This window comes from Vibrio sp. 99-8-1 (assembly GCF_013114595.1).
In the GTDB taxonomy this organism is placed as follows: Bacteria; Pseudomonadota; Gammaproteobacteria; order Enterobacterales; family Vibrionaceae; genus Vibrio.
In genome coordinates, this window is the sequence record NZ_VTXE01000018.1 from 64,916 (window position 1) to 77,369 (window position 12,454).

The window sequence follows — 12,454 nt, forward strand, 5'->3', positions numbered from 1 at the left end:
AATGTACATTATGTTCATGGTATGAAAATGTGATGAACGTTAAGGTATACAAAAATAGAGATGGTGATATTTCGTGGGTGTAGAAATAGAAGACCTATAAAACGCTTTGAATGCAAACCAGTGATGAAGGAATATACCGTTATATGAATTGGATAATTAAGATAGTACTGCTAGCTATGATGATGATTTGTTTTAATTTTGGGTACAATGAGTATAAAAAGCGAAGCTATTGTATTGCTCTTTCTGAGAGCCAAGACTTCCCTAGAAAGTCAGTATTACCAAGATATATTTATGAGGTTTCTGGAAAACTTGAACTTCCTGAAGAGCTAAAGAATCAATTGGATATTGAAAGAGAGCTTGTTTATAAAAAATGTTTGGTTGTACATTAGACTTCATAGTGGAGTTTCTTTAGTTTATGGATTGTATATTAAAAGCTTTATTGTGCAGGAATAAATCGCGATGACAAAACAGATGGCGTATTTGGTTCTGCGATACTGTGTCCAGTTTTATGTAGTGTACAAGGATTTTAGATGTTAAGTCATATTGATCATGTAGTGTTGACCGTTTCTGATATCGAGATATCGATGAATTTTTACTGTCGAGTTTTGCTTATGGAGAAAGTCACTTTTGCTCAAGGGCGTAAAGCGTTGAGATTTGGGAATCAGAAAATTAATCTTCAAACATTAGGGCAAGAACCTAGAAATCATGCGCAAACAGGTTCCGGTGATTTATGCTTCATTACCCAATGGACTCTAAACGATGTGGTTGCTCATCTTATTAAAGAAAAGGTAGAGATTGTAGAAGGTCCTGTTTGTAAGTCTGGTGCGGTAGGTGAAATTGAATCTGTTTACTTTCTAGATCCTGATAAAAATTTGATAGAAATAAGTACGTACATTCGTTAAATCTTTTCTAACAAGATACTTGTTATTATTTGATGCAATTGATTGAGAACCAAATTACTACTCAAAAATGAGTCAGAGTGAGTGGTTTTACTAGCTAAAGTAAGAAGTTGCATCGTGTTTAAACAAAACGGAAACCGAATGAGGACAGTGGAATGTATGTACGTTTTGTTATAGACGAACTGGATGAAGACTCAAACCAAAGAACAGGTGTGTTTCAGGCTATTAGACTGATGAAAAAAGAAGATTGCTTTTGTTCTTATGAACTTGATTATATTGAAGAGGTCATGAATTGGTTTGATGAAAACCTAGAATCACCTTTTGATTACCTTAATAAACATAGGCTTAGAAAATCAGGTGTGTCTATTAGTTGGTTTAAAGAGACCGTTCACGAACATATAGAGAAAGTCAGAGAGTTTGTTCATATTTTAGAAAATAATGGAGTTGTGGTTGACATGATTGTGACTGATAACCCTGGGAAAATAATTTATTCAGATGAGTTTCAAATTTTTGCTAACCCTTATAGAAAATTCTAATGAAAGCATTGCGTGTTTACAATTGTTAACATATTAAATACTTGTTGATTTGCTTGTTGATTCGGAGTAAAAATACACCAAAAATCACTATTCAAAGAGTTGCAATGAAATTTAGTCACAAAATAGCATTAGTGTCTTCTATTCTATTATTGTTAACGGTGAGCCTCTTATCCGTAAAACAATATTTGACAGTGAGTGCTACTATTGAAGAAAGGACAATAAGTAGCGTTAATGACATTATGGACGGTGTCAAAAATAATATTGCTGCTGACATAGAAGGTCGTGTTAGGTTAGCAGAATATTCTACCAGTCTTATTAATAATGACCTGAGCAAAGAAGCTATTGCTAAAGTTATTAACCAGCGACCACTAAAGGAAGCGTTTCCAATGGTTGGTGGTGGCTTCGAAGTAGATGGTAAAGCATTTTCTAATGATGCGAACTGGGTACCAGCATCGACCTATGATGCAAGGATTCGTTCTTGGTATATGGAAGCAAAAGCAAAAGACGGTCTTATTATCACAGAGCCTTATGCTGACGCTGTTAGCCAAACTATACTCGTCTCTATCGGTTTACCTATGAAAGATAAAGGTCGATTCGTTGGGGCCACTTTTTATGATGTTAGCTTAGCCGGCCTAGCAGATATTGTTAATAAAGTAGATCTGTTTGGTGCAGGTATATTGTTTATTGTTGATAAAGACGGAACTACGATTGCCCACCCAAATGAAGGGAATAACGGTAAACCATTATCTACTTACTTGCCAAATGTTCGCATAAGCGAGCAAGCTGAATTCCAAGAAATCGATGGTATTCGGTATGGCTTTCATTTTGTGAAAGTTCCAAATGTAGATTGGTATGTTGGCGTTCAAATCAATGAAGATATTGCTTTAAATGTGGTTAGTGAACTTCGAAATAACTCTATTATTTATGCGCTTATTGCTCTGATTATGTCGGTGGCCATACTCGTATTTGTGATTAACAAATTGATGGCCCCTCTTGGTACTCTTGACAATGCTATTCAAGATGTTGCTTCTGGGCAGGGAGATCTAACGCATCGTCTCAGCACAAATACAGATCCAGAATTTGCCCGATTAGCTGATGGTTTCAATCGATTCATTGAATCTCTTCAAGGACAGATCACTCAATTGAAAGGAATTAGTGGTGAAGTTAAACAAGGCATTACTCATACTATTGATGTTTCGGGAGAAGCTGCCAGCGCGATTACTACGCAGTTGCAAGAACTAGAACAGTTAGCTACTGCGATGAATGAAATGGCTGCTACTGCGAATGATGTGGCTGGTAATGCACAAGGAGCAGCTGCGACTACTCAGAAAGCTGATAATGCAGCAGAAAATGGGGTTGAAGCGGTTAATGCGACTACGGCGTCTATTCATCATTTATCAGAACGAATAGACCAAGCAGTCATAGAGGTTAAGGCATTAGAAACAGCGACTGGAAATATTGAACAAGTTCTACAGGTTATCAATGATATTGCTGATCAGACTAATTTACTTGCATTAAACGCAGCGATTGAAGCAGCTCGAGCAGGAGAACAAGGAAGAGGCTTTGCTGTAGTTGCTGATGAAGTACGCTCTTTAGCACAAAGGACGCAAACGTCTACAACAGAGATTCGAACAATGATCGAACAGCTTCAGACTGGTGCAAGCTCAGTAGCTTTGGTTATGGGTCAAAGTAAAGAGGGTGCAGAAGACACAGTTATTAAAGCTCAAGAAGCAAATAAAGCTCTTGATATAATTCGTGATGCTATTCGTAATATTACAGATATGACTTTGCAAATTGCCTCTGCAGCTGAAGAGCAGAGCTTGGTTGCGGAAGAAATTAATGGTAACACAATGAATATAAAAGATCTCTCGCTTCAAGTAGCAGAAGGGGCAAAAGCTTCGGCGAATGATATGCAAGCTCAAGGAGAGAATATAAATGAACAGAATCAGATTCTTGACAAGTTTATTGTTTAGCTTCACTTGAGTAATCCCGATAACTGATGTAAATTTACCCAAAGATGGAAAGCTGACTCTAACGAGTCGGCTTTTTTTATATCCAAATTTAAGCCCTGCCATTGAGCGGGGCTTTTTTGATCTGCGGTCTAAGGAAATGAATTATGGAACTCTATCTTGGATTAAAGCTGGTTAAAGCTTCCTTGATGACAAGAGAAGCATATAACCAGTATCGAGGTTGGGCACTGCCAGAGGACGAGAAACACTTGGCAAAAGAACAAGGCTATTTGGTGGAGTATCTTGATGGTGGGACAGCCAATCATCCTGATCATAAAGGTTATATTTCGTGGTCACCAATGAATGTGTTTTCTGTAGCTTATAAGCGCAGTGGTTTTCTTAATTTCTCTCATGCCTTAGAGCTAACTAAACAAGGTTATCGTGTTTGTCGTCCTCATTGGGGAAATAAATTTCTGTTTATGATGGATAACGTTGAACGGGTTCGTGGTCGCTTGGGTCTTGAACCTAATAACTATTTAACCATATCAGGCAAGAATACAACCAATCGACGATGGGACATTAATCAAGAAGATGTGATGGCTAATGACTGGGAGATAGTGCAATGAGTAATGGATTGCTGCAAAAGCCAATAGCAAGCTTGATTCAGGTTGCGCTTCATGAACGCTTGGGAGAGCAGTTCTTGGTGTTGTGTAACCCATTTAAAGAATACTCAGATGTGCGGGAGAGAATAACCGACCGTCAACGTATGGCCGAGCTCTGTATTGCGATGAAATTTAAAGGGACACGTGAATTAGAAAAAGCCGTATGCAGCTAAATGCATCGGTTAAGCGAGAGCTAAAAACGGCCCTTGATGCTGAAGTGAGCGCACTAAAAGACTCACTTGCCTTACCACAAAGTGAATTGGATACCGCGATGTTACGTGGAAGGATTCAAGCATTAGAAGAGTTTAAAAATAAGATTGACGCGTCTTAACTTGCGTCAGTTATCCAATCAGAGCCTCAGTATTTGCTGAGGCTTTTTCTTGACCGCTAACAACTAGCCGTCTTAATCATCTACTGCCGCCTTTAAAGGCCGCAAGGAGAACAGTCTATGTCGACTGAAATTGACCGCCAAGATGAACTTAATGAAACCGCCGCTTTTGAAGCCGCAGTATCAGAAGTTGAAGGCGGATCATCTGATGGACTTTCAGCCATCGTAAATGAGCCTCATACTCAGGAAGAAAGCAACGACAATAAACAGCATACAAGTGACGATACTTTAGACGATGGCCACGTCGAACATGCGCGTAGTGTTGATGTACTTCCAAAAGACGCTGATGACAATGAGCTAGAAAAACTGCAATCAGAAAACCGACGCTTAAATCACTCCTTATCTAGTCAGATAGGAAGAACAAAAGCCGCCGAAGGGCGATGGAAGAAGGCACAAGAACAGCTAGGCAAGTTAAAAGAAGCCGGCGCAGATATGGACAGCTTATCTTTGGTTGATGAAGAGTTTGCTGAAGATTATCCAGATCTTGCTGAAGTCATGGGCAAGACCATGACCAAAAGTCTTGGCGCAGTTCAGGAGCAGCTTAATTCCATCACCGAACCGCTGCAAACCATAGTAGATGGTCAGGTGGAGTCTATTGAAGAAACTAGAGATGCACAAAACCAGGAAGCAGTACTCGATGCCATTCCTAATGCATTCGAAATCGTTAATAACCCCGCATTTGATGATTGGCTATCTAAGCAGCCATCAGGAGTACAAAACATGGCTGGTGGCGATGATCCACAAGATGCCATTTATGTGCTTAATCAGTTTAACGCCCAATCTCCAGATAACTCTATTCGTAAGAAGCGAGACAATCAACTTAATGCCTTGACCAGTCTGCCAGCTGGTCGAGGTGGTCCTCGTAATACCGAATTATCAGCAGACGATGAAGATGCATTGTTTGCTGCAGCTGTTAAGGAGATTGAAGGGTAGTTTATTTAAAGGATTCATTACATGTCTACGACTGTATATGGTGATATCTCACCTCGCGTTGGTATTGTCTCCAAAGCGAAATTTTTAAAACACGCAGAGCCAATATTGGTTTTGTCTAAATTTGGTCAGACTGAACCGGTACCGAAGAACCGTGGTCAGATAATCAAATTTCGTCGTCCTGTGCCTTTTGCGCCAGCGACCACACCTATCACTGAAGGTGTTCGTCCTGCATCGCAAAAAATGCAGTTCCAAGATGTTACTGGCAATTTAAAGCAGTACGGCTCTTGGGCTGAAATCACAGATATTATTCAAGATCTCCATGAAGACCCTATCTTGAATACCCATGTTCAACTTAGCGGCGAGCAAGCGGCAGAAACTGCTGAGATATTACTATGGGGAGTTTTACAAGGCGGTACTGCCGTAGTATATGCCAATGGTGTGGCTCGAAGTGAAGTGAATAAGAAATTGTCACTGACTAAGCTTCGCCAAGCGACTCGTACTCTTAATAAGAACCGAGCTCGCAAGAAAACCTCCATGGTATCGTCTAGTGCCAATTACGGAACCGTGTCGATTGAAGCGGCCTATATTGCCGTGTGTCATACCGACCTTGAGCCTGATATTCGCGATTTGCCAGGCTTTAAATCAGTGGCTGATTATGGCTCTCGTAAAGTGTTGTGTCCTGAAGAGTTTGGTACTGTGGAAAATGTTCGATTCATTACCACTCCTTTATTGGACCCTGTTACTGATGCCGGTGGTACTGCGGCGACACACGCAACATTATCTACCACGGGTACCAAGTCAGATGTCTATCCGATTATTGTCTTCGGACAGGACTCATATGCCAACTGCCCTTTAAAAGGCAAGAACTCTCATGATCTTCTTGTTCGTAACCCGGGTAAACCTGAAAAAGGGGATGAACTGGGTCAAACCGGTTCAGTAGGTTGGAAAATGTACTGGCTGGCTATGCGTCTTAACGAAGCATGGATGATTCGTATAGAAGTTGCGGCAAGTAATCTTGCCTAATGAATTCCTGCCTGGACCGTAGGAACATTTGCCCCGTGTAATGCGGGGCTTTTTTATTGGAGACAAACCATGTCCAAATACAAATTTATAGATTTAGATAAGTCTCAAGAAGCAACATTAAAAAAGCACCTTAAAGAGGCATGCGGTGTTGAACCTGCTGCTGATGCGACTAGAGAAGCATTAGTAGAAGCGATAATGGTATTTGAAGAGAACAATGAGTTGCTTCGTCCTCAAGAGTTGTTGCCAAAAGAGATGAGAACCGACCTGGTTGAAAGTGCTGAAGCCACTATCAATACAGAAGAGGTTCATGTACCGATTGCAGCAAGACCTAAAGTCCGAGTGATTATTACGGTAAATGGAGAAGCACATAAGAAAACTCAAGAGTATTTTATGCTTAACGAGTGGAACGCCATTATTAAATTTGGTGAAGAAGTGGATATTCCTAAGCCTGTTTACGACATGATCCGTCAGGCCAAAGAAGTCCATTATGACCAAGAAAAAGATGGCACCATTACACCGAGAAAAGTAAACAGTTACCACATGGATTATATCGGGCTAGTGTCAGAACTTGACGCTAATGATGCGTAATTTATCGTGAACTTTTTAGAGCTTAGTCAGCGCCTGCATCGAGAAATGCGAGATTCAGGCACTGGCATGACATCGGTAGAAAATCAGCGGGGCCGATATTTAGAAATGGTTGAAGCGGTACAAGAAGCTTGGACCGGATTGCAGGGAAGTAAAGCGTGGGATACGACATTTTATGGGAATAAACCCGATATCACTCCAGTGACTCAGTATTCTCAATACGACCCACAGATCTTAACGAAAAGTCTAGATGTCCCTTACCTTCCTGAGCAGTATCAATTGGTGATTGTATGGAAAGCCATGATTGGTCCAGCGATTCGGATGAATGCCCCTGAGTTACTTCAAAAAGCGCAACTAAAGCACGATGAATTAATGATGCAACTTTGTAATCGTTATATTGGTGTTGGCTTTGGCGCTCAGTTGAAGCCTGGCATAGAGAGCATTCCTAAATGAATGGGCTTAAGAGTCAACATATCTCACTAAACGGTACTATCGATCTTGTTACACCACCTATCGCTAAGAAGTCAGGAAATGCCATTGTTGCTGATAATGTTCAGCCTAAATGGGGCGGTGGTTTTGGTCGCATAGAAGGGGTAGAGCCAATTGATGGTGCTTCTCCTGCGAGTGATTACAGTTACTATCGTGTGGTGCTTAAAGGTGATGTATCTATTGACTGGGTTGGTCGCATATTCACTTTAAATGGTAACTCAGGTGTTATTACTGGCGTTGAATTAGATTCGCAATCGCTTCGTGTTGCGGCAATATCATTTGAACTAATTGGTGAAGCTCTGGCGAGTATTTCTCCTGATATTTCTGTTACTGCTACTCGCATTGCGCCATTTGGGTTTGGCAGCAATGCTGAAGAGCAAGCTAGATATCTGGCTGAAGCACATAAAGTCATTATGGATAAGGTAACCCCACCGCTAGGTAGTGGTGTGTTAAGAGGGGTGGTAGAGCTAGATTACACACCACTAATTGCCTTTCGTGATAATGGTGATAGGTGTGCGGTCAGTATTGCTCAAGAGAATCATAATTGGCAGGCGGCACCGGCGACTTATAAATTAATGCTTGGTGAGGTAAGTAACCCAGCTCTGTTCGTGGAAGGAGCGACGATTGTCATTGGGGCAACAAGTCGAGTTTTAATTGCCAGTGCTTTTTCAGCAGATGGTCAATCTGGTCATTTGATACTTGATGGTGAAGTGACAGATGTATCTGGAAGTGATGTAAAAATAGATAACCAGCTGTTAGCCAAGTCTACGAGTGTTAGCACTGAAAATGCGTTAACCAGTGGACGAAGTTGGACGTTTATCTATCATAACTTTTACGCCAGCAGTACCACTCGCTATGCCTACGGCACCAATGGAAAAGAAGTCATTGAAGTGCGTCCAAATGGTGTGATTGTACCGATAATGATTAATGATAGCCGAGAAATAACGGATATTGAGGAGCATAAAAACCATCTCTTTTTGTCTTTTGTCGGTGGGCAATATGGTCATTGTGTGGTGGGCGAGCCACTTAATTGGCAGGTACTGCTGGGTGCTGAGCAATTTGGAACAGGGGATGAGATCACCGCTTTACAATCACTTGTAGGGAATTACCTGCTGGTTGGTTGTAAGCATGCCATCTACCTTTTAAGTGGCACAACGAAAGATGATTGGAAAATGAGTGCGCTTAACACTCGAATTGGTGTTACTGCAGGGACATTAACATCAACGTTTATTCCTATTGCTCATTCTCGTTATGGATTTATTAATGTTCAGCAAACTCAAGCATACGGCGATTTTGTGGCTAGCGAGTTAAGTGCGAACGAGCTATTAGGGGATGCTGCGTTAAAAGAAGGGCTGACACAGTTCTTTGCTCATTCCCACAATCGAGATAATAACCAGGTGCGTTTTTATCAAAAAGGCGCAAATAAGCATGTGGTTATTCAACTGCTCAAAGATGGTAAAACTCGAGCAACATTTTTCAAATACCATAAAGTCATCAGTGATGTATGGGATACCGTTAATAACACCTATCTTGCGTTTGATGACGGTCGAATTTACAGGCAAACCACAAAGGTACATTCATTCGCAGGGAGTGATATTTTCTGGGCGATTCGCTTTGCATATATTCATTGTGGTAGTCCTAAAGACATTAAGTCATGGGAAGACTTAGAGCTTCATATGTCGTCAGAAGGTTCATTAACTCTTAAATACACTCACTCTCTAGATTACGGCAGTCCAAATCAGGCGCAATCAAATAGTACGGTTGGTGTGGCATTTGGTGGTGGCGGTCGTTGGAATGAGTCAACGTGGAATGATTTTTACTGGTCTAGCCCTGATTACATCACCCCAGCGGCATACCTTGATGGACATAGCAAAAACATTTCTATTCTGTTGTCTGGAAAGAGTAATTTTGAAGCCAATTTTCAATTAGACGGTTACTCGATTTCGTATATCCCAAGGAGGCGTTTCCGTGTCTAAAACAAATGAATTCTATGAACGACAGAATGAGTTTGATCCATTCACTATTGCTCGTGGTGATGCAGTAGAAAATGAGCTTGATGCCATTCAGGTGGGCTTTGATAAATTACCGGAGCCAAGAAAAGATGGCAAGAAAGGCTTTGTTACGGCTTTTACGGTGGTGGAGCCCACAAGCGGTGAAGAGCCAGCACAAAAACAACAGCTTGATGCAGAGCATGAAAAAAATACTCAACAAGATGGCAGGCTTAATCAAGTTGAAAATACATTAAGTGGAATCGGGCCATTAGATAAACGTTTTACAACTCTTCGTTACGTGGCAACGCAAGGACAAGTGAGCATTGTTTTGCCAGCTCAATTTAACTCATTGGCTGCTGTTTATAAAAATGGAGACCGACAATTTCAAACCGTTGATTTTAACTATCTAGCAAGTAGTAAATCATTGAGCTTTACCTCGTCACTTTCTGTAAATGATGTTGTGCTTGTGGATGTAGGCTTTGTACCGGATACGGTCATGGTCAATTTAATAGCGCTGCAGGCATCGTGTAATACTAGCGAGATAGAGGCCAAAAATGCCGCTCAAGCGGCTAAGCAAGATGCTAATCAAGTAAGTAATGATAAAGACACGGTAGTCGGAAAAGCACAAGATGTAGAAGCCGCTAGGTCACAGGTTGAAAGTAATCGCCAGCAGGTCGCTTCTGATAAACAATTGGTCGCGCAAGATAAACTATCAGTAGCTGGTAACAGAACAGCAGCAGAAGAGGCGTTGGCACTGGCCATTCAAGAAGCCATTAGAGCTCAGTCTTATGCGAATAGTGTCCCGTTTCCTGCAGGAATCCCTTTGCCGTGGCCAACTGATATTGCACCGGCAGGTTATGCCATCATGAAGAATCAGGCTTTTGATAAAACAATTTTTCCTGAACTGGCAAAATTATATCCAAGTGGCATCATTCCAGATATGCGAGGGCTAGCCATTGTAGGGAAGGAAGACGATGAAGATGTTTTATTATATGAAGCGGATTTTGTAAAAAGCCACTTGCATACAGGTGTAGTTGGAGCAATCGATCTAGGCCGAAAACAGACGGATATTGCAGGTAATCATAGGCATTCATTTCCAAGTTATGCAGGCTCTGGAGGTGTTCCTGGCTCTGGTGGGTTTGGCTCAGGTTCCAAAGTAACCAGCTATGCAGGAGAACATAGTCATTATGTAGATATTGGCTCTCATGCTCATACGTTAGTTATTGATGCGTTTGGCGCTGCAAAAAATACCATAAGAAACCGAAAATATAACTGGATTGTAAGGATGATGTAGCATGAAACATTCATTTCAACGTAAAGATATCCTGCTGAATGTTTCTCGTTTTGATGCTGAAGGCTGGTGGATGGGCAACTTTAACGAGCATGTTGTTAAAGGTACCGCGCTAGGAAATGAGTTCACAGAGACGATTTATGTGCCTTCAAAAGAAGGGATGATAGGGCGATATGACAAAGAAAATGATGTGTGGACTGAGTTTAAAAACAACGCATTGTTAGAGTTCTGGGATGAATCGGGTAAAGGGTATGTTGTTGGGAAACCAATTGGCGATCGACCAGAAAATGCGATTATTGATCCTCCACCCGAATATGATAAATCGAAACAAACGGTCCTATATAGAGATGGAAAGTGGGCTGTGTTTCCTATTTTATTGGGAAAACCCTATTGGGATAGTGACGCCAACCCATTTACTGTCTCCGAATTGAATTTTGAATTACCGAGTAATTGTACCTGGAAGAAACCACCCAACCCTCACTCTGCTCATCATGCTGTTCGTCTTGATTCTGGAGATTGGATTCAGGTTGAAAACTACATCGGTAAACAGGTTTACAGCAAGCAAGATAAGTCGGCAATAACAGTGATGGAGTTGGGCCCCGTGCCGAATGGTTACACGTTAGATGAACCAACAGAGGTTCAACGGTGGCTTAACGGTAAGTGGGTGACTCAGCTTGATTTAGTCGTTAAAAAAGCACACTCATTAATATCGCTATGGCGTGATGCACAAGAGTTGTCTCCTGTAAGTACTGTTGAGGTCAATGGGGTTCTATGGAACTCTGATCCGAACTCAAGAAAGAGAATTGAGTCTGACTTGTTATCAAATTACGCTCCTCCCTACTGGACAGATGCAAACAATATTGATCAGACGCCATTTACCCTAGACATGCTAAAAGCGATTCATCAAGCGATATTAAAGCAAGGCTTTAAGATTCATGATCGACAAAGAGTGATGAAAAAAGAGGTGTCAGAAATAGCCTCTGTCACTTCAGATGATGCTGACGCTATTCAAAAAATAGAAGCCTATCCTATAGGTTGGTAAATCCACTCCTGTAAGCCAGCTTTTGCTGGTTTTTCTTTTATTAATAAAGGTTAATTATGAGCATCATATCCAGCATGCAATCTGGAGTGAAAGGTGTTGCTACGTCACCTCAAACTCAAAATGCACAAGTAAATAATGCCATTCCCACTCAAACCACGCCGTCACAAAGCCCCCCTAAAACGCTGAATGTTGCCGATGAGGTTGCGACAATTACAGGAAAGAACTCATTGGCAATGCGTAGCGCTCAGGCGAATGGTCTACGTAGTGCAGCAAGTAGAGGCCTGCAAAACTCCACGATTGGCTCTGAAGCGGCTCAACGTGCAATGGTGGATGCGGCATTGCCAATGGCACAGCAAAATGTACAACAGAGGCAACAAACGACCTTACAAGATGATCAACAACGCCATCAGCAGAAAATGCAAGAAGACAGTGTTCGAGCTAATACGGTCGGAGAGTACCTCAAGTTGGTGGGTAACATGAGTACAGGGTTTATGGATGCCTACAAAGATATACAGGCATCTGAGATTCCAGCAGACCAAAAGAAAAATGCCATAACGGATTTGGTCAAAAAACGCGATGAACAATTAAGCAGTATTAAAGATATGTTCAGCAATCTAAACACCACCAAGCAAGATTGGACAAGCTTTCCCGATTTGATCTAATGAG

General features: G+C 41.4%; 15 protein-coding genes. All 15 read left to right on the forward strand.

The annotated features are described in order from the left end of the window. Nucleotides 1-110: 110 nt before the first annotated feature. On the forward strand, nt 111-389 hold the full coding sequence (locus F0227_RS11965) for a hypothetical protein (RefSeq protein ID WP_171753437.1): 279 nt from the start codon (nt 111-113) through the stop codon (nt 387-389). Between the two features lie 141 nt (nt 390-530). Further along, on the forward strand, nt 531-902 hold the full coding sequence (locus F0227_RS11970) for a VOC family protein (RefSeq protein ID WP_171753438.1): 372 nt from the start codon (nt 531-533) through the stop codon (nt 900-902). A 152-nt stretch (nt 903-1,054) separates the two neighbouring features. Then, nucleotides 1,055-1,435 carry a hypothetical protein gene (locus F0227_RS11975; protein WP_171753439.1) on the forward strand — a complete coding sequence of 127 codons (381 nt, stop codon included), beginning with the start codon at nt 1,055-1,057 and terminating at the stop codon, nt 1,433-1,435. A 104-nt stretch (nt 1,436-1,539) separates the two neighbouring features. Continuing rightward, nucleotides 1,540-3,408: a methyl-accepting chemotaxis protein gene (locus F0227_RS11980; protein ID WP_171753440.1), complete on the forward strand. Its 1,869-nt coding sequence runs from the start codon at nt 1,540-1,542 to the stop codon at nt 3,406-3,408. Between the two features lie 143 nt (nt 3,409-3,551). Next, nucleotides 3,552-4,010: an MW1434 family type I TA system toxin gene (locus F0227_RS11985; RefSeq protein ID WP_171753441.1), complete on the forward strand. Its 459-nt coding sequence runs from the start codon at nt 3,552-3,554 to the stop codon at nt 4,008-4,010. Then, nucleotides 4,007-4,219, forward strand: a complete 213-nt coding sequence (locus F0227_RS11990; RefSeq protein WP_171753442.1) for a hypothetical protein — start codon at nt 4,007-4,009, stop codon at nt 4,217-4,219. Before F0227_RS11985 ends, F0227_RS11990 begins: the two co-directional genes overlap by 4 nt. Then, complete coding sequence (locus F0227_RS11995) at nt 4,210-4,377, forward strand: hypothetical protein (RefSeq protein WP_171753443.1); 168 nt, start codon at nt 4,210-4,212, stop codon at nt 4,375-4,377. Before F0227_RS11990 ends, F0227_RS11995 begins: the two co-directional genes overlap by 10 nt. Before the next feature lie 117 nt (nt 4,378-4,494). Continuing rightward, nucleotides 4,495-5,367 (forward strand): hypothetical protein, encoded by an 873-nt coding sequence (locus F0227_RS12000; protein WP_171753444.1) that lies wholly within the window; start codon nt 4,495-4,497, stop codon nt 5,365-5,367. A gap of 21 nt (nt 5,368-5,388) precedes the next feature. Further along, nucleotides 5,389-6,390, forward strand: coding sequence for a N4-gp56 family major capsid protein (locus F0227_RS12005; protein WP_171753445.1), 1,002 nt, complete (start codon nt 5,389-5,391; stop codon nt 6,388-6,390). 69 nt (nt 6,391-6,459) lie between these two features. Continuing rightward, nucleotides 6,460-6,978: a hypothetical protein gene (locus tag F0227_RS12010; protein WP_171753446.1), complete on the forward strand. Its 519-nt coding sequence runs from the start codon at nt 6,460-6,462 to the stop codon at nt 6,976-6,978. Between the two features lie 6 nt (nt 6,979-6,984). Continuing rightward, the gene (locus F0227_RS12015) at nt 6,985-7,428 is read left to right on the forward strand and encodes a hypothetical protein (RefSeq protein ID WP_171753447.1); all 444 of its coding nucleotides are present in this window, start codon (nt 6,985-6,987) and stop codon (nt 7,426-7,428) included. Further along, nucleotides 7,425-9,440: a hypothetical protein gene (locus F0227_RS12020; RefSeq protein WP_171753448.1), complete on the forward strand. Its 2,016-nt coding sequence runs from the start codon at nt 7,425-7,427 to the stop codon at nt 9,438-9,440. Before F0227_RS12015 ends, F0227_RS12020 begins: the two co-directional genes overlap by 4 nt. Further along, entirely contained in the window at nt 9,433-10,749 is a 1,317-nt protein-coding gene (locus tag F0227_RS22095; protein WP_345775805.1) for a phage tail protein, read from the forward strand. The genes F0227_RS12020 and F0227_RS22095 overlap by 8 nt, the downstream gene beginning before the upstream one ends. Before the next feature lies 1 nt (nt 10,750). Continuing rightward, the gene (locus F0227_RS12030; protein ID WP_171753449.1) at nt 10,751-11,788 is read left to right on the forward strand and encodes a DUF4376 domain-containing protein; all 1,038 of its coding nucleotides are present in this window, start codon (nt 10,751-10,753) and stop codon (nt 11,786-11,788) included. Between the two features lie 56 nt (nt 11,789-11,844). Beyond that, nucleotides 11,845-12,450: a hypothetical protein gene (locus F0227_RS12035; protein ID WP_171753450.1), complete on the forward strand. Its 606-nt coding sequence runs from the start codon at nt 11,845-11,847 to the stop codon at nt 12,448-12,450. Nucleotides 12,451-12,454 lie beyond the last annotated feature (4 nt).

Excerpts from the sequence above, each read along its gene's own strand:
- F0227_RS11965 (WP_171753437.1), top strand. The coding sequence starts at position 111 with ATGCAAACCAGTGATGAAGGAATATACCGTTATATGAATTGGATAATT.
- F0227_RS11970 (WP_171753438.1), top strand. The coding sequence starts at position 531 with ATGTTAAGTCATATTGATCATGTAGTGTTGACCGTTTCTGATATCGAG.
- F0227_RS11975 (WP_171753439.1), top strand. The coding sequence starts at position 1,055 with ATGTATGTACGTTTTGTTATAGACGAACTGGATGAAGACTCAAACCAA.
- F0227_RS11980 (WP_171753440.1), top strand. The coding sequence starts at position 1,540 with ATGAAATTTAGTCACAAAATAGCATTAGTGTCTTCTATTCTATTATTG.
- F0227_RS11985 (WP_171753441.1), top strand. The coding sequence starts at position 3,552 with ATGGAACTCTATCTTGGATTAAAGCTGGTTAAAGCTTCCTTGATGACA.
- F0227_RS11990 (WP_171753442.1), top strand. The coding sequence starts at position 4,007 with ATGAGTAATGGATTGCTGCAAAAGCCAATAGCAAGCTTGATTCAGGTT.
- F0227_RS11995 (WP_171753443.1), top strand. The coding sequence starts at position 4,210 with ATGCAGCTAAATGCATCGGTTAAGCGAGAGCTAAAAACGGCCCTTGAT.
- F0227_RS12000 (WP_171753444.1), top strand. The coding sequence starts at position 4,495 with ATGTCGACTGAAATTGACCGCCAAGATGAACTTAATGAAACCGCCGCT.
- F0227_RS12005 (WP_171753445.1), top strand. The coding sequence starts at position 5,389 with ATGTCTACGACTGTATATGGTGATATCTCACCTCGCGTTGGTATTGTC.
- F0227_RS12010 (WP_171753446.1), top strand. The coding sequence starts at position 6,460 with ATGTCCAAATACAAATTTATAGATTTAGATAAGTCTCAAGAAGCAACA.
- F0227_RS12020 (WP_171753448.1), top strand. The coding sequence starts at position 7,425 with ATGAATGGGCTTAAGAGTCAACATATCTCACTAAACGGTACTATCGAT.
- F0227_RS12030 (WP_171753449.1), top strand. The coding sequence starts at position 10,751 with ATGAAACATTCATTTCAACGTAAAGATATCCTGCTGAATGTTTCTCGT.
- F0227_RS12035 (WP_171753450.1), top strand. The coding sequence starts at position 11,845 with ATGAGCATCATATCCAGCATGCAATCTGGAGTGAAAGGTGTTGCTACG.